The organism is Gracilimonas tropica DSM 19535, from assembly GCF_000375425.1.
Taxonomy (GTDB): Bacteria; Bacteroidota; Rhodothermia; order Balneolales; family Balneolaceae; genus Gracilimonas; species Gracilimonas tropica.
Map to the genome: position 1 here is coordinate 44,478 of NZ_AQXG01000009.1, position 24,752 is coordinate 69,229.

The 24,752-nt window shown below is 43.9% G+C and carries 18 protein-coding genes; 14 read left to right on the plus strand and 4 right to left on the minus strand.

Annotation, left to right across the window (positions count from 1 at the left end):
• Positions 1-5: 5 nt before the first annotated feature.
• Entirely contained in the window at positions 6-1,127 is a 1,122-nt protein-coding gene (locus B151_RS0113115; RefSeq protein WP_020404105.1) for a Re/Si-specific NAD(P)(+) transhydrogenase subunit alpha, read from the minus strand.
• A gap of 467 nt (positions 1,128-1,594) precedes the next feature.
• Here B151_RS0113115 and trxB point away from each other — a divergent pair, with 467 nt between their 5' ends.
• Complete coding sequence (trxB, locus tag B151_RS0113125; RefSeq protein ID WP_020404107.1) at positions 1,595-2,572, plus strand: thioredoxin-disulfide reductase; 978 nt, start codon at positions 1,595-1,597, stop codon at positions 2,570-2,572.
• Positions 2,573-2,637: 65 nt separating this feature from the next.
• Here the strand turns inward: trxB and B151_RS0113130 are convergent, their stop codons facing one another.
• Positions 2,638-3,066 carry a DUF4342 domain-containing protein gene (locus B151_RS0113130; RefSeq protein WP_020404108.1) on the minus strand — a complete coding sequence of 143 codons (429 nt, stop codon included), beginning with the start codon at positions 3,064-3,066 and terminating at the stop codon, positions 2,638-2,640.
• A gap of 92 nt (positions 3,067-3,158) precedes the next feature.
• Between B151_RS0113130 and B151_RS0113135 the strand changes: the two genes are divergently transcribed.
• The 10 genes from B151_RS0113135 to B151_RS18780 all read left to right on the plus strand — a co-directional run bounded on the left by B151_RS0113135 (position 3,159) and on the right by B151_RS18780 (position 17,239).
• Entirely contained in the window at positions 3,159-4,700 is a 1,542-nt protein-coding gene (locus B151_RS0113135; protein WP_020404109.1) for a YifB family Mg chelatase-like AAA ATPase, read from the plus strand.
• A gap of 75 nt (positions 4,701-4,775) precedes the next feature.
• Positions 4,776-5,123, plus strand: coding sequence for a four helix bundle protein (locus B151_RS0113140; protein ID WP_026166667.1), 348 nt, complete (start codon positions 4,776-4,778; stop codon positions 5,121-5,123).
• A 288-nt stretch (positions 5,124-5,411) separates the two neighbouring features.
• Positions 5,412-7,850, plus strand: a complete 2,439-nt coding sequence (gene priA / locus B151_RS0113145; protein ID WP_020404111.1) for a replication restart helicase PriA — start codon at positions 5,412-5,414, stop codon at positions 7,848-7,850.
• A gap of 93 nt (positions 7,851-7,943) precedes the next feature.
• A complete protein-coding gene (locus tag B151_RS0113150) occupies positions 7,944-9,878 on the plus strand; it encodes a CBS domain-containing protein (protein ID WP_020404112.1) in 1,935 nt (644 codons plus the stop codon).
• A gap of 151 nt (positions 9,879-10,029) precedes the next feature.
• Positions 10,030-10,983, plus strand: a complete 954-nt coding sequence (locus B151_RS0113155) for a succinylglutamate desuccinylase/aspartoacylase family protein (RefSeq protein ID WP_245550413.1) — start codon at positions 10,030-10,032, stop codon at positions 10,981-10,983.
• A 121-nt stretch (positions 10,984-11,104) separates the two neighbouring features.
• Complete coding sequence (scpB, locus tag B151_RS18775; RefSeq protein WP_020404114.1) at positions 11,105-11,914, plus strand: SMC-Scp complex subunit ScpB; 810 nt, start codon at positions 11,105-11,107, stop codon at positions 11,912-11,914.
• A complete protein-coding gene (locus tag B151_RS0113165) occupies positions 11,911-12,741 on the plus strand; it encodes a pseudouridine synthase (RefSeq protein ID WP_020404115.1) in 831 nt (276 codons plus the stop codon). Before scpB ends, B151_RS0113165 begins: the two co-directional genes overlap by 4 nt.
• 10 nt (positions 12,742-12,751) lie before the next feature.
• Positions 12,752-13,627, plus strand: a complete 876-nt coding sequence (locus B151_RS0113170) for an alpha/beta hydrolase family protein (protein WP_020404116.1) — start codon at positions 12,752-12,754, stop codon at positions 13,625-13,627.
• A 115-nt stretch (positions 13,628-13,742) separates the two neighbouring features.
• Positions 13,743-16,247 (plus strand): zinc-dependent metalloprotease, encoded by a 2,505-nt coding sequence (locus tag B151_RS0113175; protein WP_020404117.1) that lies wholly within the window; start codon positions 13,743-13,745, stop codon positions 16,245-16,247.
• Positions 16,248-16,375: 128 nt separating this feature from the next.
• The gene (locus B151_RS18780; protein WP_020404118.1) at positions 16,376-17,239 is read left to right on the plus strand and encodes a sterol desaturase family protein; all 864 of its coding nucleotides are present in this window, start codon (positions 16,376-16,378) and stop codon (positions 17,237-17,239) included.
• A 34-nt stretch (positions 17,240-17,273) separates the two neighbouring features.
• Here B151_RS18780 and B151_RS0113185 read toward each other — a convergent pair whose 3' ends face one another.
• Both B151_RS0113185 and B151_RS0113195 read right to left on the minus strand, forming a co-directional pair.
• A complete protein-coding gene (locus B151_RS0113185) occupies positions 17,274-19,001 on the minus strand; it encodes a sodium:solute symporter family protein (protein WP_020404119.1) in 1,728 nt (575 codons plus the stop codon).
• A gap of 313 nt (positions 19,002-19,314) precedes the next feature.
• Positions 19,315-19,977 (minus strand): WbqC family protein, encoded by a 663-nt coding sequence (locus B151_RS0113195; RefSeq protein ID WP_020404121.1) that lies wholly within the window; start codon positions 19,975-19,977, stop codon positions 19,315-19,317.
• Positions 19,978-20,212: 235 nt separating this feature from the next.
• On the opposite strand from B151_RS0113195, the gene gltX reads away from it, so the two are divergent.
• From gltX to B151_RS0113215, 3 genes are all read left to right on the plus strand, one after another.
• Positions 20,213-21,691: a glutamate--tRNA ligase gene (gene gltX, locus B151_RS0113205; RefSeq protein WP_020404122.1), complete on the plus strand. Its 1,479-nt coding sequence runs from the start codon at positions 20,213-20,215 to the stop codon at positions 21,689-21,691.
• A 196-nt stretch (positions 21,692-21,887) separates the two neighbouring features.
• Complete coding sequence (locus tag B151_RS18785) at positions 21,888-22,613, plus strand: DUF305 domain-containing protein (protein WP_245550415.1); 726 nt, start codon at positions 21,888-21,890, stop codon at positions 22,611-22,613.
• A gap of 83 nt (positions 22,614-22,696) precedes the next feature.
• Complete coding sequence (locus B151_RS0113215) at positions 22,697-24,721, plus strand: LVIVD repeat-containing protein (protein ID WP_020404124.1); 2,025 nt, start codon at positions 22,697-22,699, stop codon at positions 24,719-24,721.
• The last annotated feature ends 31 nt before the right edge of the window (positions 24,722-24,752 follow it).

A 24,752-nucleotide genomic window follows, 5' to 3' on the forward strand; every position in this document is an offset into this window, starting at 1 on the left:
GTTCGTTATTTCTTGAGCATGGGGCTGATAATTTCGCCCTGATGCGTGATGGTGGTTTTTAGCAGAATTTCGTCGTCAAAGTTGAAATTTGGTTTGCCATCTTCCAACAGAAGATCAAGCAACGCATACATATTCTTGGAATATAGTTTACTGGCGTGAAGCGAAAGCTGACTTGGTAAATTGTTCGGTCCTACGATCTTTACACCATATTTTTCTACGATCTTCCCGTGCTCGGTCAGTTCGCAATTTCCACCATTCTCAGAAGCAATATCCACGATCACCGATCCGGGCGACATATCCTTAACCATTTCTTCCTTGATCAAGATGGGAGCAGGTCGGCCGGGAATGAGTGCGGTCGTAATTACAATGTCTGATTTTTTACAGTGCTCATGAATGGCCTGTCGCTGTAAGTCCTGTTTCTTTTCATCGAGTTCTTTGGCGTAACCGCCTTCGGTTTGTGTGTCTTCATCGCCGAGTTCCACTTCCACGAATTTGGCCCCGAGACTTTCCACCTGCTCTTTTACCTCAGGACGAATATCAAAAGCTTCAACTACAGCTCCCAGTCTTCGCAAAGTCGCAATGGCTTGAAGTCCGGCCACACCGGCGCCCAACACCAGGGTTTTTGCCGGTGGAATGGTTCCGGCAGCCGTCATCATCATCGGGAGGTATTTATCGAGCTCATTGGCTGCGATAAGGGCTGACTTGTATCCGGCGATGGAGCTCATGGAGGAAAGGGCATCCATATTTTGCGCCCGGGAAATTCGGGGAACGGCATCCATCCCCAAAGCAGAGATATTCTGTTCTTTGAGAAGCTCCACCAACTCAGGATGTTGAAGTGCCCACAAGAAACAGATCAAAACCGTACCTTCTTTTAGTTTCCTGATCTCTGCCTCGGAAGGCGTTTGGATGGTGAGCAAGATGTCAGATTTGGAGAGAATTTCATCCCGACTTCCGGCTATGGTCGCGCCCGATTCTTTATACTGTTTATCCGGGAAATTTGATTTCATCCCGGCATCCGGTTCAACCCAAACTTCAAGTTCCTTGTTAATTAGTTGTGCGGTGATTTCCGGTGTAAGTGCAACCCGGCGTTCGTGTTCTGCTGTTTCTTTTAAAACTCCAACAATCACTTGTATCCTCCATTTTGACTTAACAGCATTTAACATAGTGAATTGAATTTAAATCGCAAATATAGATGGGAGCGCTTTTTTAGGAGATTTTTGTCTGGGATGCATTTTTCTGGGTTTGGGATACGAATCATGTGACGACGTGACTATCCTCCCTGGAAGTAATGAGCGAGCTCATTCTTCCTGTCCCTCCGAAGGGACACAGGTTCTTGCTGGTAAAGATCTTTTACACAGGACAAATTTATATGAAATGGCAAGAATCTATCTCTCTTTGGAGAGAGACCGATTTCAGCTTTGCTGGAAATCAGAGAGAGCCCAATGGTGACTTTGACTCGTTTTTTTAATTACAAAAGTGAAGAACTGATGAACTCAGAATAAGTCTGGTCTATCAATTTCATAGAAAATAAGAGCCACATTTTTGTAAGATAAAACCGTATTATTGTATCAGAATCTAAAGAAAAGAATTGATCATGGAAGACATCGCAGGAAAAACATTTCAGGTTGTAATTGTAGGAAGCGGTCCGGCTGGATTGACCGCCGCATTATATGCAGCAAGAGCCGATTTAAGTCCCATCGTATTTGAAGGTCCTGAGCCCGGGGGGCAACTCATGACGACCACCGATGTTGAAAACTTTCCCGGCTATCCCGAAGGAGTAATGGGCCCACAAATGATGCAGGATTTTCGCGAGCAAGCCACGCGCTTCGGGGCCGACTGTCGCTATGGATATGTCACTGATATTGATTTCAGCGAACGACCTTATAAAGTCACCGTTGATGAGAAAACAGAAGTATTCGCGCATGCCATTATTGCTTCAACAGGAGCATCTGCAAAATGGCTGCATCTGGAAAGCGAGCAGAAATTACGTGGTAAAGGCGTTTCCGCTTGTGCAACTTGTGATGGTGCTTTCTTCCGCGATCAGCACGTAATTATTGTGGGTGGTGGAGATACTGCGATGGAAGAAGCAACTTTCCTGACCAAATTTGCCAGCAAAGTCACCGTCATTCACCGGCGCGATGAACTCCGCGCTTCCAAAGCAATGCAGCAGCGTGCTTTCAATAATGACAAAATCGAATTTATGTGGGACAGCGAACTGATCGAAGTGTTGGGAGATCAGGTGGTTGATGGTGTGAAAGTAAGAAACAGAAAAACCGATGAAGTCACTACGCTGGATGATGTGACCGGTGTATTTATTGCCATCGGACACAAACCAAATACGGATCTTTTTAAAGGTGTAGTTGAAATGGATGATGTCGGCTACATTCAAACTAAAGGACAATCAACCGTAACCGATCAGCCTGGGTTATTTGCCTGCGGAGATGCGATGGATGCAGTCTATCGACAAGCTGTAACCGCGGCCGGCACCGGGTGTAAAGCCGCCCTTGATGCCGAAAAATACTTAGGCGAACTGGAAAGCGAAGAAGCCATCGCCGAATCGCATTGGAAATAAGTGAAGAGTGAAAAAGTGATGAAGTGAGCAAATTAGTCAACAACGCTCACTTCATCACTCATCACTTAATTACTTTTCTTCTTACCCACCGTTTTTTCTTCTTTCTCTTCTTCAGAATTTGATTGCTCTTCTGCTTTGGTTTCAGATTCTTCCGCTTCGTCCTCGTCTTTGATGTCGATGAATTCCGCATCTACGGAATATTCATCTTCTTCAGTAGCTTCGCGTTCTACGATAATCTGGTAATCGTTAATGAACATCGCAAACATCCCAATGGCAGAAATAACCGGAGCCATTACGGTCGCTAAAGTTGCTCCGCCCACGCCGATGGTCAGATTGGTCTGAAATTTAATTTCCCCTTCTTTGTTTTTGATGATCAGCTTTCGGGCGCCTCCCTCTTTGATCATTTTTCGGATCTGTTTGATGACTTCATTTACGCCACCCTGAATCTCTTCGTAAATGGTTTTTGCTTTGGCTTTAGCTTCTTCTTTTTTCATGGTATGTAAGATTTATGAAATTTTTTTGTAAGGAATTGCTTTCTCACCGCTCTAACTACGTAAAGATAACAGAAAAGATACAGGTACAAATTATGCTTTCAAGAGTTTATTGTGCATCCACGGTCGGGGTAGATGCCAAGATCATTGATGTAGAAACCCATCACACTAATGGAATGGTTGCATTCTTTTTAGTAGGATTGCCGGACCGAGCAGTCAAAGAGGCCCGCGACCGGGTAGAAGCAGCCATTCGGAATACGGGCTCTTTTTATCCTATTGGGAGGATTACGGTGAATTTAGCACCGGCCGATCTTCCAAAAGAAGGAAACGGGTTCGACTTGCCCATTGCAATCGGGATTCTGAATATGTCCGGACAGCTTCATACCGACAAATTGGATGATACGGTAATGTTGGGAGAATTGGCGCTGGATGGAAAAATTCGTCCTGTAAAAGGGGCATTACCTGTGGCGGTGGAAGCAGCTAAAAAAGGATACAAGAATTTGATCGTTCCAAAAGAAAATGGCGGAGAAGCAGCAGTGGTTGAAGAGCTCAATGTGTTTCCCTTCGAGCATCTTAATCAAGTGAAAGACTGGCTGGAAAATCGGGGAAGTATGGACCCACTCCGAAGTAATGTGCAGGAATATTTTCATCAAAATGGAAAACACAATCCGCTGGATTTTTCTGATGTGCGTGGACAGGAAAATGTAAAAAGAGCATTGGAAATTGCAGCTGCAGGTTCACATAATGTCATTATGGTCGGCCCGCCAGGTTCAGGAAAAACCATGATGGCAAGACGAATTCCGACTATTCTTCCACCGCTGACTTTAGAAGAAGCGCTTGAAACCACCAAAATTCATTCGGTATCCGGTATTCTTGAATCCGGAAAAGCATTGATCACAAAACGACAATTCAGGTCGCCGCATCACACGGTTTCTGATGTAGCTTTGGTAGGAGGAGGCAGTATTCCAATGCCGGGCGAAATCTCGATGGCCCATAATGGCGTGCTGTTTCTGGATGAATTGCCCGAATTCAAACGGAGTGCGCTGGAAGTAATGCGCCAGCCGCTGGAAGATGGCTGCGTCTCTATTTCACGGGCCCGGATGAGCGTCACCTACCCGAGTCGGGTAATGCTGGTAGCTTCGATGAATCCGTCTCCATCAGGCGATTGGTACGATCCCAATGAAATGAACGGTACCACGAATATACAGATGCAGCGGTATTTGAGTAAGATCAGTGGTCCGCTTTTAGATCGAATCGACCTGCATATTGAAGTCCACAAAGTGAGCTACGAGGAGCTGTCTGGGAAGGCAAAAGGGGAATCTTCAACGGATATTCGTAAGCGGGTTGTTGAAGCCCGTGAAATTCAATCCAAACGATTTATGGGTGTGAAAGGTGTGTACAGCAATGCACAGATGAGCACGCGCATGGTTCGCAAGATGTGCAAATTAGATGATGCCGGATCCAAGATTCTCAAAAAAGCCATCACCTCCCTCGGACTTTCCGCTCGGGCCTACGACCGCATCCTCAAAGTCTCCCGCACCATCGCCGACCTCGATCATTCCGAATCCATCAAGTCCAACCACGTAGCCGAAGCCATTCAGTATCGGAGTTTAGATCGTGAAGGATGGCTGGGTTAAGAACATCCAACATCGAACAAGGAACATTCAACATTTAACTTAAAGGGTGGAAATATGAAGTATAGATAATTTGATTTGAAGAAAAGGCTTATAGCATTTTCAGTAATGATTCTAAAAATTGTGGAAAAGTTACCAAAAACAGTAATTGGGATTCACTTTGCAAGGCAGTTGGTAAAAAGTGGAACATCCCCTGCCTTTCACCATGCAGAAGCACAAAGTGCAGAATCCAGAAAAGATTTCATACACAAACTTAAAATAGGTGTGAAGGAACTTAGAGAAACACTTGTAAACCTTGAAATAATGAATCAAATAAAGGTTTTAGATTCTTCTGAATTCAGAGATCCTTTGAGAGAAAATGATGAGCTAATTTCAATTTTTGTAAGCAGCATTAATACTGCAAAGAAAAATCTCAAAAAGGAATAGTTCTTACTTCGATGTTCCTTGCTGGATGTTGGATGTTCATTTGACATGAACATGCGGTGTTTTTGGAGAACGTTATTGGTAATATTACAGTTGAAGATCACGTCTAAACGCAAAGACAGGAGGCGGTTATGAAAAAACGAGAAGCACATTGGAGAGGCGGATTGGTATTTAGTTTGCCGGTTTTGATTATTCTCATCTATTTATTGATCGTGCTATAAACGGGTTGATTCACGCTGTGAAATTGGATAAGCTTTCCCACCCTAACTAATCCAATTTTACCTGCATATTTTGTCCACTTTTGTTGATGTTGCACTGCCTGCCGCGGTGCGAAAACAGTTTACGTATCATGTTTCTGATGCACTTGAATCAAAAGTTCAAGCCGGTCAGCGCGTGTGGATTCCATTCAGAAATTATTATGCCATTGGGGTGATTGTCTCGGTTCACCAAAAGAAGCCCTCCTTCAATACCAAACCCATCCGAAAGATCTTAGATGAGGAGCCGATTTTATCCAAAGAATTACTCGATCTCACGAAGTGGATCTCCAAATTTTATTACGCCAGTTGGGGCGAAACCATTCAGGCGGCTCTTCCTGCCGGGCTGAATTTTGTATCCCGGAAATACCTGAACATAGCTGAGCACATTGATGAGAAAAGCCTCAGTGAAGACGAGCGAGAAATCATTTCAGATATAAGGAAAAATAAACCCACCCTGAATGAAGCCAAAAAGCGATGGAAGGGAACCGGGCTAAACAAAGTTTTTTCAAAGCTTCTGAAGGATAAAAAGATCGAAATTTGGGAAGAACCGGATTTGAAAGTGACGGTTGCAACCGAGCGGGAATGGATCTGGGGGAAAGAAAAAAATCAGCAGAAAGCGAACGAGTTTCTTGAAAGTGAAGAGGTGAACGAAGACTTGAAATGGACTTCAGCGCTGGCGGAAATTGCGGAAGAACTTCCTATACGTCAATCTGAAATTTCCGGCGATTCCATCTTCACTTCCTACACGCTTAAGAAATTACAGGAGGAAGGCTGGATCACCTATCGGGAAGTGGAAAAGAAGAACGAGATCGATCATTTGGATTTTGACCCTAGTTCTATTAAAACACTGAATGAAGATCAGCAACAGGCTTTTGAGCAGATTCAGGAATCGCTAACTGAGAGCGAATTTGCGAATTATTTGTTGTTTGGAATTACGGGAAGTGGAAAGACGGAAGTGTACATCCATGCTCTCAAAAAGGTGATTGAGGAAGGTAAAGGTGGAATTGTATTGGTACCCGAAATTGCGCTCACACCACAAACGGTTTCCCGGTTCTATCGTATTTTTGGGGATGACATTGCCATGTTGCACAGCCGTATGACCAACCGTGAACGACTGCAGGCGTGGCGAGATCTTAATTCCGGGAAAAAGAAGATTGCCATTGGCCCGCGTTCGGCAGTGTTTGCCCCGGTGCAGAACCTGGGAATCATTATTCTGGATGAAGAGCACGATAGCTCCTACAAACAGATGGATCCCGCACCAAGGTATCACGCCCGTGAGACGGCAATTGTTCGTGCGAAGATGAATGATGCCGTTGTTATCATGGGGTCGGCTACCCCCAGTATGCAAGCGTTGAATATGGCTGCAAAGGACAAATGCGAGTTATTGGAATTAAAGAAACGCCATGCCAATGCGGTATTGCCTGAAGTCCGGATCGTTGATCTGAAACAATACAAAGGCAAACCCATGCGGGGTGAGTTTGCGATTCCTTTGTATAAGGCGATGGAGAATGCCATAAAGAATGATGAGCAAATTATCCTGCTGTATAACAGGCGGGGATATGCAAGTTATTTACAGTGTGAAGATTGTGGGCATATTCCCGAAAGCCCCGAAAGTTCGGTCAGCCTGACGTATCACAAGCGTAAGAATTTGCTGATGGATCATTACACCGGCTATTCTCGCCGAAAGGATACGCAATGTGAAAACTGTGGATCCGCTAACCTAAAAGTGCAGGGATCAGGTACGCAAAATATTGAAGAGCAGCTGGAAGATCTTTTTCCGGATGCGAGAGTGATTCGTTTTGATCGTGATTCGACCTCCAGAAAAGGAGCACATGAGCGAATCTTGAAAGAGTTTGGGGAAGGGAATGCAGATATCCTCATCGGGACACAGCTGGTGGCCAAAGGTCTTGATTTCCCTAATGTAACGGTAGTCGGTGTAGTAAATGCGGATACGGAATTAGCCTTTCCTTCTTTCCAGGCTACCGAGCGGATGTATCAGTTATTGAGTCAAGTTTCCGGGAGGTCTGGTCGTGGAGACAAACCGGGTACGGTATTTTTGCAAACGAGGCAGCCTGATAATCCAGCGCTTATATTTGCAAAGAATCACGATCATCGCGGATTTGCCCGGCAGGAAATGGAATTTCGAAAGCCCTTGTACTATCCGCCGTATTCGCGGTTGATTCGGTTTGAACTGAAATCTGCAAAAGGACACGAAGTGAATATGGCAGCCCATGCCCTCAAAGATTCAGCCGTTCGGGTGGTTCCGGATGTTCCGGTTTTAGGCCCCTCACCGGCAGCAATTCCCTGGATGAATAAGAAGTACATTTGGGAAGTGACTATGAAGATCAGTACCGAAAAAGGAGGACATTACATTGAAACATTACTGGATAAAGTAATGGAAGTGTATGAAGCAGATATCAAGGGGAAATTTGGATCGGTGCGGGTGAATGTGAATGTAGGTGCCATTAATTGAGCAGAAATTTTAGGATGGAACTAAAAAATTTGCAAATACCCTTTCAAAGTAAGTATTTAAAGATGGTTTCATTCCATTATAAATTTACAGACAATGGGCGAAGAGCGAGTTAAACACGCTGAAGACAACGAGCAGGTTCAAAAATTCATGAAGCAGGTGTTCCGTGATATGCGGGCCCTGAAAACCATGCTGGAAGACGATTGGTTCGAAACGGATACCTTACGTATTGGGGCTGAACAGGAGTTATGCATGGTTGATCCGCATGGTAAGGTTTTTCCAAGATCCATGGATGTACTTGAGGCTTTGGGTGATGGTAATTATACCACGGAGTTTGCCCGGTTTAATCTCGAGATTAATATGGAGCCTCTTGAATTTACAGGAGATTCCCTTTCTCAAATGGAGCATAACCTGCATAAAAATATGCAACATGTACGGGAAACGGTTCGAGAATTGGGGGGTGATATTCTGCTGACCGGCATCTTGCCTACGATCCGAAAAATGGATGTGGATATCAAAAATCTGACTCCGCTTCAGCGTTATGAAGCGCTTTGCGAGGCTATTAACAAACTGCGGGGAAAAGAGTTTGAGCTCCGCATTCAGGGGATGGATGAATTGCTCATGAAGTTTGACTCTCCTTTACTGGAAGCATGTAATACCGGTTTTCAGGTGCATTTACAGGTGAAACCTTCAGATTTTGTGAATCGATATAACATTGCCCAGGCGGTAACGGCTCCTGTCTTGGCTTGCGCGGTGAATTCACCGATCCTTTTTGGAAAGCGGCTTTGGGCTGAAACTCGCGTGGCCCTTTTCCATCAATCCATAGATACCCGACAAGTTGGGGAACATTTGCGGGATTCGAGTCCGCGGGTGACGTTCGGAAATCAATGGTTGGAAAACAGCATCCTCGATATTTATAAGGAGGATATCTCCCGCTACCGGGTGATGTTAAGTGCCGAGATTGAGGAAGAGGTGGAGAAATTGATGAAAGAAGGAAAAGCTCCTCAATTGATGGCATTGAATGTACATAATTCGTCGGTATATCGGTGGAACCGGCCCTGCTATGGTGTTGGAAATGGAAAACCTCATTTACGTATTGAAAACCGGATTTTCCCATCCGGGCCAACGGTTGTAGATGAAGTAGCAAATGCCGCATTTTGGCTGGGTTTATTGAATGGATTTGAAGATGAGTATCCTGATATCACCCGGGAAATGGATTTCGATAATGCCCGGATGAACTTCTTCGCAGCATCCAAAATGGGCCTCGATACCAAATTTATATGGACCGATGACCGTAAGATCACTGCAGTAGATCTGATCAAAGACGAATTATTGCCTATAGCCAAACACGGACTTCAGAAAGCAGATATCAACCAATCGGATATTGAAACCTATTTGGGGGTGATTGAAGACCGGGTGGAATCGGCTCAAACCGGATCTTATTGGGTGGTGAAGTCCTATGGAAATTTGATTAAACAGGGGAATCGTGAACAGGCGCTTTCGGCCATCACCAACGCAATGATCAAAAATCAAAAGAAGGGAGAACCGGTGCATAAATGGGGGCTTGCCAAAATTCATGATATGGAACACTGGAAGCCATCAAAGCTGATGGTGGAAGAATTTATGACTACTGATCTTTTTACGGTTCGAAAAGATGATATTCTCGAATTTGTGGCCAACCTGCTGGACTGGAGAAAGATCAGGTACATCCCGGTTGAAGATGATCAAAAACATTTGGTAGGACTTATCACCATGCGGAAGGTTTTGCGGGAATACACAAAAGTTGTTAATGAAGATGAGCAGGCTTCTGTGGATCAAACCGTGGATGACATCATGGAGCAGAACCCGGTAACCATTCACCCGGAAGCATCCATTATGGAAGCCATGGAGATCATGCAGAAGCAAAAGATCGGATGCCTTCCTGTGGTTAAAAACAGCCGTCTTGTTGGGGTGATCACGGAAGATAACTTCATGAATATAACCCGACGGTTGCTTCAGGTTTTGGCCGATGAACACCAAAATGAAGAATAATCACTCTCCGATAAAACGAAAGTTAATTTAGGATCTTGTTATTACCATCAAACAGCGCATTCACATATTTGAAACCCGGCATTAGATCAGGTGATCATTTTTAGATAAAAAATAATTCATTGCTATTTCGCTCAAAACAATATTGATTGATTTGGAAAAACTTGAAGAGAAAAAACAGTTAATAGATTATTCAGATCGCATTATCGGAGATATACAAGGGGACTATCCCGGTCCCACTATTATTGCCATGGCCGGAATTCATGGAAACGAACCTTCAGGCATTGAAGCAACAAAGCACATCCTTAAAAAAATAAAGGACAACAAGACATCGTTGCATGGCCGTTTTCTGGGGTTGATCGGTAACATTCAGGCTCTTCAGGAGGGTAAACGTTTTATTGATGAGGATATGAATCGTATTTGGTTTACTTCAATTCTTGACAAGATCCGCAGAACGCCGATAGCTGAGATCTTAACTGCTGAGCGAAGAGAAACCAAAAAGGTACTGGAGATCGTAGACCCTATCTTAGAGTCAGCTGGTAATGAAAACCCGGTCATTTTTCTTGATATGCACACTTTTTCGGCTGAAGATGGTTTGTTTGTGATCAGCACCAGAGATGAACGAAATATTACCCTTTTAGCTCAATTAAGTGTTCCTCTGATTTTTGGAATCGAAAAAGCACTTCATGGAACGGCCCTGAAGTATTTTCAGAATACCGGAAATATAGGTTTTGCGTTTGAAACCGGTCAGCATTTTAGTGCAAGCGCCCGAAAGAATGCTACTGCGGGACTAATGTGCTTGTTGGTCGCATCAGGAGTTATTTCAGCCTCAGATATAGACGATTTTCCCAGGTATTATGATTATCTGAATGCTCAAACCGAGGCACTTCCCCATAAAGTGGAGTTTCTGTATAAACACATCATTGAACCAGGCGATGAATTCGAGATGAGACCCGGGTTCAAGAACTTCGATAAGGTGAAAAAAGGACAATGGCTGGCTACCGACCGGCATGGAAAAATTTTAGCGCAACGCAGCGGTTTTGTGTTGATGCCGCTGTATCAGGATCAGGGTGAAGATGGATTCTTCATCGTGGAAGAATGCGATTAAAATATTCCCTGGGCACACAAAGAAATAGATTGTGGGTTGAATAAGGGTTTGCGTAAGTTTCAAAGCACAAAGCACAAAGCACAAAGCACAAAGCACAAAGCACAAAGCACATTTACACTTAATGAAGAACGATTACGAATTTATTGATGGGACGAGGCTTTCGTCGGTGATCGAGGCGTTAATATTTGCCAGTGATGAGCCGATTCCGGGATCAAAGATCCGTGAGATCATCGTAGAAAATGAAGAGCAGATTGAGATCACCGAAGAATCGGTAGAGGATTTTGTAGATAAACTCAATCAGCGCTATGATGAAAACGGACTTAGCTTCCGCATTCAATTGTTGGGTGGGGGTTATACATTTGTGACCGAATCAAAATATCATTATTGGCTAAGTATCTTTCAGCACGAAAATGCTTATCGGAAACTGTCACAGTCAGCCATCGAATCATTGGCGATTGTAGCTTATCGGCAGCCCATCACCAAACCGGAAGTGGATCAAATTCGTGGAGTAGATTCCGGTTATATCCTCAGGCAACTTATGGAAAAGGCACTTATTGAAGTGGGCGGGCGGGCCGATAGTCCCGGCAAACCGCTTTTATATAAAACCACCAAGCATTTTCTCCGGCACTTTGGAATTAATTCCGTGGATGAACTTCCAAAACCGCGCGAGATCGATGAGATCCTTAAAGATGATGACATGGCCGAACACCGGCAGTTGTTGATGGAGCGTCAGCTGATGATGGATGAAATGGAAGAAGCCGATGAAGAAACTTCCAAAGAAGATTTAGCAGACGAACTTTTTGAGGAATTTGAGGCCAAAAAAAGGAATCAGGAAGAAGGGCTGGAACAAGATGAAGACGATTTGCCTTCACAAAACAGTGAAGAAGAACAACAATCAAAAGAAGAAAAAGAAACGGACGAGGAAGAATGAGCAAGCCTAAAGGCGGAAAAAGAAATTACAAGAACAAAGCAGATAATAAGAAAGCAGCTAAAGTTGATCAGAATTATTCGCAGGAAGAAGAGATCCGGCTGAATAAATTCATTGCACATGCCGGTTTCTGCTCCCGCCGCGAAGCCGATAAATATATATCAGCCGGCAAGGTTCAGGTTAACGGACAAGTGACAACTGAACTTGGCACTAAGGTTCGCCGTAAAGATTCCGTTGTTGTTGATGGCCAAAATCTAAGCCTGGAGCCTTTTGTTTACCTGTTACTTCATAAGTCAAAAGATGTGATCACTACCACAGACGACGAAAAAGATCGTACCACTGTGATGGATCAGATAGAGGATGCCACAGGTTATCGAGTGTATCCGGTAGGTCGTCTAGACCGTAACACCACCGGGCTTCTGGTACTGACGAATGATGGCGATCTTGCTCACCGATTGATGCACCCCAGCTATTCTGTTCGAAAAACATATTTAGTGACTACCGAAACCCCTCTTACCGAATCACAACTTGAGGAATTTTTGAATGGAGTAGAGTTGGAAGATGGCATTGCAAAAGGATATAACATCACCCAATTTGTCGATGATCCGTATTCGTTTGAAATGTCTGTTTTTGAAGGAAGAAATCACCTGATACGAAGAATGGTTCGCTTTCACGGAACAGAAGTGACCAAGCTGAAACGGGTAGAATATGCGGGGTTGAACCTAAAGGATGTTCCTATGGGGCGTTGGAGATTTTTACGTCAGCATGAAATTAATAACCTGCGAAAATTGGTTAAACTCGAAACACTCGATTTCAACAAAGATAAATAATAAAATTTTTATGGACGTTAGCAGTATTTCGATTTCTTCAGGAGCTATAGATTCAACCGAAGGCTTACCGATTCGTTATGACCTGTATTCCCCGATCTCAAGAAATGGATTAAGTTTTCCGGTGATCATATTCTTACATGGGTTTAAAGGATTTAAAGATTGGGGACCTTTTCCGGACGTATGCGAAGAACTTGCAAGGGCAGGCTATGGTGTAGTTGCCATGAATTTTTCATTGAATGGCATTGGCGACAAAAAGATGGAGTTTACAGAACTTGAACTCTTTGAACGGGAAACAATATCTCAGGATCTTAATGATATTGGTTCCGTGATTGAAGCACTTCAAAGGGGAGAGATCTCAGATAATCACGCAAACATGAACACCGATAAGATCGGTTTAATTGGTCATTCAAGGGGAGGGCACACTGCAATTGCAGCTGCCGTGGAATATGACCCTGTTCAATGCCTTGTAACGTGGTCTGCTGTAGCAGATTACCGGGAACGCTGGACTGACAAAATGAAAGAAGACTGGGAAAAACAGGGGTATACCGAGATCGAAAACTCGCGCACCGGTCAAATGATGAAGGTAGGGAAAGTGGTTTATGACGATTCTGTGGAAAATGCAGACCGTGTGATCGCTATGGAACGTATCAAAGAACTACGGATCCCGACATTATTTATTCATGGGCGGGAAGACGAAACGGTTCCATACACCAACTCCGAGAAATTGCATATCGCATGTGAGTCGAAGGATAAAGAACTGCGTTTGGTTTCAAGTGGAACACATACCTACGGAGCAGCACATCCATTTGAAGAGCAGGAATTTCCTAAACCACTCGCTGAAGCCTTGGACTGGACAGAAGGTTGGTTTACGGAATATCTTCGCTGATCAGGTTGTTTCGTTTTAATCTTTTTACACAACTCAGGCCTTGTGGTACTTGATTAGCTGACAAACTAATCTCACTTTTAACGCCTGTTAAACTAATCATAAACAATCAAGATCTATGAACTACGGAAAATCTACTATTAAGCTACTCTCCGTGCTGCTTCTTGGTTTTACATTTGTATTTACAGGCTGTAAGACCACAGAAAATGCATCGGCTTCTGAGCGGCCTTCTCAAAGTATGAGAGGCGGTTCTAACGGCGATAAAGGAGGAATGAAAAAATACAGTGATGTCATCACTAAAGATGCAGAATCAGACGAAGGCCTGTTTGATGTGCACAAAGTGGGAGACAAATACTATTACGAGATCCCTAATGATCTTTTGGACCGTGAGATGTTATTGGTTTCACGAATTGCCAAAACAGCCGATAACCTGGGTTACGGGGGAGAAAAACTGAATACCCAGATCATAAGATGGCAAAAGAAAGATGATAAGATCCTTCTTCGTCACGTATCCTATGAAAACGTGGCCTCCGAAGAAGAGCCGATTTTTGAAGCCGTTAAAAACTCAAATTTTGAACCGATCATTGCGTCTTTCAGTATTGAGGCTTTGAATGAAGATTCTACCGGTTCAGTAATAGAGATTACCAGCTTATTTACTGATGACATTCCTTCCTTGGGATTAGACAGTGGTGCTCGTCGTCAGTATCAGGTGCGAAGAGTGGATGGTAACAGAACGTTTGTTGAGCACATCAACAGTTACCCCAAAAATGTAGAAGCGAGAAATGTGATCACCTATGATGCGGGCAACCCTCCATCGAATTCTTCAACAGGTACTATTTCCCTGGAATTGAATCACAGCATGATCGTGCTTCCGGATGATCCTATGCGTCCACGCTCTTACGACCAACGGGTAGGATTCTTCAGTGTTCAAAAAACTCAGTATACAGCTGATGCTCAAAAGGCTAAGCAAATTCGCCATATTACCAGGTGGAAACTTGTACCTAAAGACAAAGAAGCTTACACTGCCTGGTTAAATGGCGAAAGTGATGAGTTAGTGGAACCTGAAAACCCGATCGTATATTACATTGACCCGGCTACTCCGGAAAAATGGAGAGAATATCTCATCCAAGGGGTTGACGACTGGCAAGTAGCTTTTGAAGCAGCTGGTTTTAAGAATGCTATTGTTGGAAAAGAAGCTCCAACTCCCGAAGAAGATCCTGAATTCAGTCCTGAAGATGTACGCTATTCAGTGATCCGTTATTTTGCATCTCCAATTCAGAATGCATACGGACCTCATGTTCATGATCCCCGAACCGGACAGATCCTCGAAAGTGATATTGGATGGTATCACAATGTGATGAATCTGCTTCGAAACTGGTTCTTCATCCAGACAGCAGCCGCAAACCCTGATGCCCGGGGTGTAGAATTTGATGATGAGATCATGGGAGAATTGATCCGATTTGTATCTGCTCATGAGGTAGGACATACCTTGGGTTTCCCACACAACTGGGGATCGAGCTATGCATATACTGTAGATCAATTGCGTGACCCTGAGTTTACCTCCAATAATGGAACCGCGCCTTCTATCATGGATTATGCCCGCTTCAACTATGTGGCTCAGCCCGGAGATGGCGTGACAAACTTCTATCCTGCTGTTGGTCCTTATGATAAGTGGAATGCAAAATGGGGATATACCTGGTTTCCAGAAGACTGGACCGATGAAGAGATCGAGGAAACACTGAACGAATGGACGCTTGAAAGAGCTGATGATCCTCTGTATTTCTATGGTGCTCAAACCGGTTCCAAGATCGATCCTCGTTCTCAAAATGAAGACCTTACCAATAACGCTATGGAGGCCGGAGAGTTAGGCCTTGCTAATCTTCAGGTGATTACTGATAACCTGATCGAGTGGACAGAGCGCGAAGGTGCAAATTATGAGGAACTTGAGGAACTGTACAATAATGTAATTGGGCAGTGGAGACGATATATGGGGCATGCACTCAGCAATATTGGCGGTGTGTATGAAAACCATAAGACCTACGAACAAGAAGGGGTTGTGTATGAAGCTGTTCCCGAGGCTACGCAAAGAGAAGCCATGGAATTTCTTCAGAAGCATGCCTTCAGTACCCCAACCTGGGCTTTCAACAAAGAGATTCTCGACCGTGTAAATCAAGCTACCGCAGTTGATAACTTCCGTGGTGCTCAGGCAGGTGTTTTAAGTTCCGTAGTTGATGGCCGTCGTATTGCACGGCTTATTGAATTTGAACGACGTTCCGATGAGGACACCTACACGGCATTTGAAATGATGGATGATGTCCGAAACGGCATCTTTAGCGAAGTACGTGCAAATGAAAATATTGATGTGCATCGCCGTGCATTACAACGTGCTTATGTTGAAGAAATGGAAAGCCTTATGACCGAAGAACTGCCAAATGGCTGGTGGTTTGGCCCATCTGTGGATGTTAGCCAATCCGATATCCGTCCGGTTGTTCGAAATCAGCTGAACATTCTGAATCGTGACATTGATCGTGCTCTCCGCAGCGGAGGATTTGATCGTGCTACGAGAACACATTTGGAAGACATCCAAATGCGGGTGCAGGATATTCTCGAAGGCGACGACTAAGCGTAGTTTTAGATCTTAAATTAAGCCTCGTGCATTAACTGCACGGGGCTTTTTTTATGGAATCTTGTTTTGAACCTGAGTCACGTTTTTAGCATTTTTATAGAGTTGGTCAACCAAAGATACTTGATATGGAATCATTAATAGAATTTTTTGAAAACGTTCCTACCACTTTCAGGGCGGGCATGCTGATAGGAGGGATATTTTTGTTTTGGGTGATTGAGGGCGTATTCCCTCTCTTTGAATTTGGATATAAAAAAGTGCGTCATGCATTTATCAACCTGATCCTTAACGGCTTTTTTGTGGTAATAGGGTTGGGTTTTGCCGGGCTTTTAGTATGGTCTTCAAATTATGTCACCACAAATGAATTTGGAGTACTTCAGTGGATCGAAATGCCGATCTGGGTGCAAATGATAGCAGGTGTCATGTTGTTGGATTTCTTTGGAGCTTACCTCATTCACTGGATTGAGCATAAGGTGCGGTTCATGTGGAAATTTCATCTGGTTCACCACAGCGATACCAACGTGGATGTCACTACCGGACTTCGTCACCATCCCGGGGAAGCCGTTTTCCGTATGGTATTTACTATTATCGGGGTGATTATTGTAGGCGCACCCATCTGGATCGTATTTTTATACCAAAGCATTTCTGCTCTCTTTGCACATCTTACGCATGCCAATATCAATATGCCTAAAACGGTAGATCGTGCCTTATCCTGGGTGTTCATTACTCCGCTGATGCACAAGGTTCATCATCACTACACCCAGCCCCTCACGGATACCAATTATGGAAATATCTTTGCTGTGTGGGATCGGTTATTTGGGACTTTTGCCGAAGTGGAAGATATCAAACAGCTAAAATACGGCATCGACACCCATATGGACCCCAAAGAAAATGATGATCTCGGTAACTTATTAAAGATTCCGTTTCAGCCCTACCGTCCACCGGTGGGTTCAAAGTTCTGGGATGAGGATGAGATTGAGTTGAGAAAATAACCGATGTTTCTACGGAATAAATCTTTTGGTGGCTTTATTTCTTTGGCAAGATATAGCTGATGAGTAAACCAACAATGACTACAACCGCCGTCCCCACCGGATTTAACCATAGAAACTCGATAGCTTTGGTATATCCATCGGGAACCTGATTCCAGGGAAAGAAGAAAGAATAATTATCGGAAGTGGCGCTATAGAAAAGTCGATCGAAAGTGAAGACGGATAGCATTCCTGAGATCAATCCGATCAAGGCCCCCGTGCCCGTAGCTCGTTTTACCCAAAGCAAGAGGATGAAAACGCCCAAAATGGAGCCGTAGAAATAACTGCCGATTTGGTTAACTAATTCAATGATAGAGCGCGTTTCTCCCATCAGCAAAGCGGAAACGGTAGCAAGTGCTCCCCAGAAAAATGTAACCCCACGGGAAGATTTCACATAATGAGCTTCTTCATGCATATCTCCCTTGAGTCGCTGATACCAATCCACAATGGAGACCGTAGTGAGGGCATTTAGTTCACTGTCAATGGAACTGAGGGCTGCTGCAAAAATTCCTGCAACGATCAATCCAACCAATCCAATAGGTACATAATTGAGGATGAAATAAGGGAATATATAATTAGTGTCGTTGACATCAGCTTGCCGAATTTCAGCCTGCAAATCAAGTTCGGCATCACGGGCAGCGTTTAACTGAGCATCTGTTTCAACAAAAAGTTTCTGGCTGGCAGCATCTCGATTTTTGACGGCATTGTAAGCCGCTTGTTCTCGAGCATGATGCGCCATTTGATACTCTTGCAAGACCTTTTGTTCTGCGATCTGTTGTTGCTCGGTCTGGGCCACAGGTTCTGTGGCACGGAAAGAAGCCGGCGCTGAGTTGAAGATGAAGAATACATACAACATTACCCCGAGCAGCAAAATGAAAAACTGCATAGGCACCTTGGCATAAGCAGTAAGTAACAATGATTTTTGGGCGTTCTTCTCAGAATCTGTTGTGAGATAGCGCTGCACCTGAGACTGATCGGTTCCAAAATAGGAAGCCATTAAAAAGAAGGCTGCGATCACGCCACTCCATACATTATATTTTTCAGTTAGATCGAAGTTGAAATCCATAACCGTTAGTTTATCCAGGCTTCCGGCGAGATAGAGAGCCCCGTCAAAACCTACTTCATCCGGTAGATGATACCATATCAAACCAAAGCAAAAGACCAGCCCAAACATCATCACGATCATTTGCTTGACATCGGTATTGATTACACCGGCAATTCCGCCCACTGTGGTATACAGGGTAGCAATCACCCCAATGATCAGAATGGTGATATTCAAAGGAAGTCCCAGAAGGAGGGAAAGTACATAGGAAGGAGCCGCTATGATCACCCCGAGCGCTAATCCTCTGGAGATCAAAAATAGACCTGCTGTGGTAAGTCGTGTTTTTAAACCAAACCGTTCTTCCAGAGATTCATAAGCCGTAAAAGCTTTCATTCGACTAAAAAAGGGAACCAGAAACATACAAATGAAGATCATTGCAAAAGGGATAGCGAGATAGGTCTGTACAAATCGCATATCTTCAACGTAGGCAATGCCGGTGGTCCCGATAAAGGTAATGGCAGAAGCTTGAGTGGCCATTACGGAAAGTCCGGCAGCCCACCAGGGCATAGAACGGTTGGCTAATAAATATCCCTCAATAGAATTTGCCTGTTTACCCTGGCGCGTACCATCCCAAATGGTATAACCTAAAAAAGCGATCAATACCGACCAGTCAATCCAGCTCATACATCAAGGTAAGTTGAATGTTGAGGTGAACCACCAGAAAAGCAAAATGAAGAGTATCCCCAAAATGAGCGATACGGTGTATTCCTGCAGCCATTTTGGTGTGAATTTCTGGTCAGTTGTTTTTTTATCCATGCCCGATGATAGGGAAAGTGTTTAGAACATCCAATAGAATATCGAATACCGAACAAGGAACAAAGAAATAAGAACTTCGCGAAACACTGCGCCTAACTCAGCGAAAATCCGCGAGAAAAAATTTTTTTTAGTTCGTGGCATAAAGTTTTTACGCAGATGAATCGCGGAGTTGCGCTGATATTTAAGATATCTTATCGAAAACACGAAAGCTTTCTTTGCCTTCGTTGAATAATAAATCAAGGATGCTTAACTCGGGTAGAAAATGATCTCCGACCTGGGAATATTCGGGGTGAACTTTCAGTGCTTCTTTGGCTGCGTCACTTCTCCATTGGTAGTGGCGGGAATCGTGCTCCTGATAAAGAACATCGGCATTCATTCGCTCAGTAAAAAGGTCGGGATTGGGATCAAAATCAGAGATTTGACTGGCTAACTGGTATTCGACATCAAATTCGAGGTACTTCATCATATTCCCGAAAAACCACTGGTTGAGATCGAGCATTTTTTCGAAATCAGCAAATTGTTGGATATCGGCTTCCAGTTCCTCCGCAAAAAAGTCGTACCAGGTGGCATCGGAATAATTGTGGTGAAGCGCATTCCAAAATGGCTCGATCCATTCCTCATCCTGATCGATGCGTACTTCCCGGATGGGCTTTTTTCGATCTTCGGTTATTACGGGGATGTTGATCCACTGCAAACCTTGCTCGCCTTTTATTGCAGCCCGGTGCGTTCGCCCTTTGCGATTCCACTGCTCCAGGTCATTCCAAACCACAAGGTCGGCTTTCAGCATAGCTGCGAGATCAAAAAGATTTGGTGCAAATTGGGGCTGAATGATAGCTAATTTCACAGTGGGGTCTTTTATAATACTTTTATTTACCACAAAGACTCGAAGTCACAAAGAATCACGAAGGATGAATTTCATGTTCTTGCAACTTGGTGGCAAATCTTTTAGGATTTCAAATTCTTATTTGTTTATGAATGCCGAGTTAGGAAGAATCTATCTCATCATTCAAAATTCAACATTTATAATTGTTATCTTTAGAGTCTCGAAAATAGAAGAATTCAACAAAACAAAATAACACATGTCAGTTCGCGTACGATTTGCGCCTTCACCTACCGGATTTTTACACATTGGCGGACTCCGGACCGCACTTTATAATTACCTGTTTGCTCGCCATAATAACGGTACTTTTGTACTTCGAATTGAGGATACTGACCAATCTCGTTATGTGGAAGGAGCTGAACAAGATATCATCGATTCCCTGGAATGGACAGGGATGGAAATCGACGAAGGACCCGGTAAAGGCGGTGATTTTGGTCCTTACCGACAGAGTGAGCGAAAGGAGATCTACCTAAAATATGCTGAGCAGTTGATCGAAAATGATCAGGCATATTATGCGTTCGATACCGTGGAAGAAATTGACGAGATGCGTGAGCGGCTTAAGAAATCCGGGAATCCATCTCCAAAATATGATGCGATCACTCGTCAGTCCATGAAAAACAGTTTGACCTTGCCAAAAGATGAAGTTGAGAAAAGGTTGGAAAACGGCGATGAATATGTGGTACGCCTTAAGGTTCCACGAAAGGAAACCGTGCGTTTTGAAGATGAAATTCGTGGCCATGTTTCTTTTGATACCGAAGGTCTCGATGACCAGGTTTTGCTGAAATCAGATGGCATGCCGACTTATCATCTGGCCAATGTGGTGGATGACCATACCATGGAAATTACCCATGTAATTCGGGGTGAGGAATGGCTCAGCAGTACGCCAAAGCACATTTTGTTGTATAACGCTTTTGGTTGGGAAGCCCCGAAAATGGCGCACTTGCCATTGATCATGAGTCCAAGCGGTGGAAAATTGTCCAAGCGAAAAGCCGAAAGCGAAGGCATTCCGGTAAATACGAAAGACTATATCTCAGGTAACTACGAACCGGATGCGCTGGTGAATTTTCTGGCTTATTTGGGATGGAGTCCCGGTGATGATTCCGAAATTCATTCTCTCGAAGAATTGTGTGAGTTATTTACGCTCGATCGCGTTTCCAAAGGCGGAGCGGTATTCAACTTCAAAAAACTGATGTGGTATAATGAGAACTACATCCGCGAGCATTCGGTAGAAGAGCTCAAGCCACGTGTTAAAGCGCTATTTGAAGAATCTAAATTCGAGATTCCAAGCAATGAGTTTTTAACGGAAGTTATTGAGTTACTGCATGAGCGCGTCTCCAAAGTTGACGAATTCGTAAGCATGGGCGCCTTCTTCTTTGAAGCTCCCAAAGAGTATGATCCAAATGCTCTCAAAAAATGGAAAGATGACAGTCCTGTGATTTTGAAAGCCTATCGCGACAAGATCGAGCAGCTTTCTGAGGAGGAGTTTGAAGCCGTAACGCTTAAAGATAAGATCAAAGAAACCATTGAAGAGCATGAGGTTGGTTTCGGAAAGTTGATGATGCCGCTTCGTGTGGCTGTTTCCGGTCAGGGTTTTGGTCCCGATCTGACGCCCGCGCTTGAGCTTATCGGAAAAGAAGAAGTGCTCAAACGAATTGATTTGGCTATCGAGAAGTTGTAAGCAATCTTTAAAATATTATCAAAATTTTTAGGCCATTCGTTTGCTCGGATGGCCTTTTTTGTGTGCAATATATCGAACGCAGATCGAACTGCGTTTACATTTGCTAATAGTTTTTCTTGTGGAATGCTCTTATAATACATGCCCTCAATAAAGTAGGGATGAATAAATTTGACAATAAGTAAGAGGAATGGGACAGATGAATTTTTCTGGAATTCTGAGAATAGTGGCAATTCTATTGGTAACCGGAACACTATCAGCTTGTAAAAGCAGTGAAATGACCTCCGGATCTTCAAGTGAACCTTCTGCTAATAATGTAACCGAACCTTCCGAAAATGCTTCAACGGAGGAGCTGGAAGAATTGTATTGGCAGCGAAAGCAAGAGGCTCTTATGAATTTCTCGGAAGATGATGTGAAATTTATGACCGGGATGATCGCTCACCACGCCCAGGCACTCATCATGTCTGATCTTGCTCCGGAGAATAATGCAAGTCCTGCCGTACAGCGATTAGCCTCGAGGATAATCAATGCACAGAAAGATGAAATTAAATCCATGCAGCGTTGGCTGGAAGATCGGGGACAGCCGGTTCCTGAAGTACATATTGAAGGACTTAACCTAATGATCCACGGATTGGGGGAAGATCATATGAAAATGGATCACACAAATATGGCCGGAATGCTTTCGCCTGCTCAGCTTAAAGAGCTTAGTGAAGCCAAAGGAGAAGAGTTTGACCGGCTCTTTTTGAAATACATGATCGGTCACCATCAGGGGGCGGTTACCATGGTTGACAAACTATTCAACAGTGATGGAGCGGTACAAGATGAAGCGGCGTTTAAATTGGCCTCTGATATTCAGGTAGACCAGCGAACAGAAATAGACCGAATGCAGCTGATGCTTGATGAAATAACCGGGTCGGTCAATTAAAAAAGTATTTTAAAATCACAACAAAACGATATTTGTTTCGAACAAGAGCTTTTACTGAAAGATCAACTTACCAAACTAACAGTATGAAAAACCAAGATACAACAAGCAGCCCGGTTCAAAAGCGTAGCCGGATAAGCCTGTTTCTTACGCTTATGGTTTCGGTACTGATTGCAGGTTATGCCTGTTCTTCCTCATCAGTGATGGACGACATGGAGCCTGTAACACCCGAAATTGAACCACAACCGATTTCTGATGTTAATCCTCCATCTCCGGATCCTCGTGTGGGTTTGGGTGCCGGTGTGTTTGATGCTGAAGAAGCTATCTGGAATCTTGAAATGCTTTCCCAAATGCAACCACCTGAGGATTTTGTTGGTGTAACAAATTCTGACCTTGCTTTTAAAGGGAACTACGTATTTCAAGGTAACTACAACGGAGTGATTGTATGGGATGTAAGCAATCCAAGATCTCCTGAGCTGGTTACCGATTATTTGTGTCCGGCTTCACAAAGTGATGTGTCAGTATATGGCAACTTGCTTTTTGTTTCCGGTGAAGGTTTTGGCGGTCGTCTTGATTGCGGAACGGAAGGAGTTCAGGAACGAGTAAGTGAAGAACGACTTCGTGGTATCCGCATTTTCGATATTACCAATGTAGAAGAGCCTGAGTATGTGGCTAACGTTCAAACGTGTCGTGGTTCTCATACACATTCCGTCCTGAAAGACCCAAATGATGATGAGAATGTATATATCTATGTTTCAGGTTCAGCTCCGGTTCGCCCGGAAGAAGAATTGCCGGGTTGTGTTAGTTCTCTCCCCGATGAAGATCCAAATTCTGCTTTGTTTAGGATTGAGGTCATTAAAGTGCCTTTAGATAATCCTGAAGAAGCTGCGATCGTTAACTCTCCTCGAATTTTTGAAGATCTGAAAGCTCCTCCAACACACGGTTTGGCTCCTGCAGAAAAAGCAGAACTGGAAAAAGCTCGTGAAGAGGGTGCTTATATTGCTGAAATTTTTGGCCAGGAACGTGTGATTCCCGATCGATTTATACCTGCATTGCTTAAACAACAAATGGAAAAACGAGGTGGAACGGAAATAACAGCTGCAGATTCCGCCAGCCTTCGTGAAAACCTTCAGGCGATTGTAAACGAACAGTTTGGCGGTGGCGAAGCTCGCGAAGAACGTGGCCCTAACCAATGTCATGATATCACACTATATCCGGAGATCGGATTAGCAGGCGGAGCTTGCGAAGGGTATGGTTTGTTGTTGGATATTTCTGATCCTGCCAACCCAAAACGAGTTGATGCGGTAGCTGACTCCAACTTTTCTTACTGGCACTCTGCTACATTCAGCAATGACGGGAGCAAAGTATTGTTCACCGATGAGTGGGGCGGCGGTGGCCAACCTAAATGCCGTGAAACAGATCCATATGAGTGGGGCGCAAACGCACTGTTTACCATTAATGAGAATAACAAAATGGAGTTCCAAAGCTATTACAAGCTACCGGCCCCTCAATCTGCTCAGGAGAACTGTGTAGCCCATAATGGTTCTTTGATTCCGGTTCCGGATCGTGAGATCATGGTACAATCTTGGTATCAAGGCGGCATTTCGGTGTTCGATTGGACCGATATTTCCAACCCTATTGAAATTGCGTACCACGATCGTGGCCCGGTTGATGCTAATCAAATGCAAATGGGAGGCAGTTGGTCTGTGTATTGGTACAACGGACTTATCATCAACTCTGAGATTGCCCGCGGCCTTGATATCTTTGAATTAACTCCAAATCCATATCTCACTCGTAATGAAATTGAAGCAGCCAATACTGTTAAACTTGATTACTTGAATGCTCAAGGGCAGCCTAAGTTTAGCTGGCCAACCACTTTTGTGCTGGCTAAAGCTTATGTAGATCAACTTGACCGTAACAACACCTTAGGTAGTGAAGAGTTAATTGACCTGCGTACAAGAATTGCAGCTGCTGAAAAAGTAAATGGTAAAGAGCGAACTAAACTTCTTAACGACCTTGCAGAAGGCCTTGAGAATGAAGCCGCTAATACCAACGACAGCAAAAAAGTAGAAAAACTGGCTAAGACTCTTCGTGATCTTGCCTCCATGTAATTCTCAAACTCATTTTTGTTGCAAAACCCCG

Bases quoted from the DNA above. Each gene is read 5' to 3' on its own strand.
- trxB (WP_020404107.1), top strand. From the start codon at position 1,595: ATGGAAGACATCGCAGGAAAAACATTTCAGGTTGTAATTGTAGGAAGC.
- B151_RS0113130 (WP_020404108.1), bottom strand. From the start codon at position 3,066: ATGAAAAAAGAAGAAGCTAAAGCCAAAGCAAAAACCATTTACGAAGAG.
- B151_RS0113135 (WP_020404109.1), top strand. From the start codon at position 3,159: ATGCTTTCAAGAGTTTATTGTGCATCCACGGTCGGGGTAGATGCCAAG.
- B151_RS0113150 (WP_020404112.1), top strand. From the start codon at position 7,944: ATGGGCGAAGAGCGAGTTAAACACGCTGAAGACAACGAGCAGGTTCAA.
- scpB (WP_020404114.1), top strand. From the start codon at position 11,105: ATGAAGAACGATTACGAATTTATTGATGGGACGAGGCTTTCGTCGGTG.
- B151_RS0113165 (WP_020404115.1), top strand. From the start codon at position 11,911: ATGAGCAAGCCTAAAGGCGGAAAAAGAAATTACAAGAACAAAGCAGAT.
- B151_RS0113170 (WP_020404116.1), top strand. From the start codon at position 12,752: ATGGACGTTAGCAGTATTTCGATTTCTTCAGGAGCTATAGATTCAACC.
- B151_RS0113175 (WP_020404117.1), top strand. From the start codon at position 13,743: ATGAACTACGGAAAATCTACTATTAAGCTACTCTCCGTGCTGCTTCTT.
- B151_RS18780 (WP_020404118.1), top strand. From the start codon at position 16,376: ATGGAATCATTAATAGAATTTTTTGAAAACGTTCCTACCACTTTCAGG.
- B151_RS0113185 (WP_020404119.1), bottom strand. From the start codon at position 19,001: ATGAGCTGGATTGACTGGTCGGTATTGATCGCTTTTTTAGGTTATACC.
- gltX (WP_020404122.1), top strand. From the start codon at position 20,213: ATGTCAGTTCGCGTACGATTTGCGCCTTCACCTACCGGATTTTTACAC.
- B151_RS18785 (WP_245550415.1), top strand. From the start codon at position 21,888: ATGAATTTTTCTGGAATTCTGAGAATAGTGGCAATTCTATTGGTAACC.
- B151_RS0113215 (WP_020404124.1), top strand. From the start codon at position 22,697: ATGAAAAACCAAGATACAACAAGCAGCCCGGTTCAAAAGCGTAGCCGG.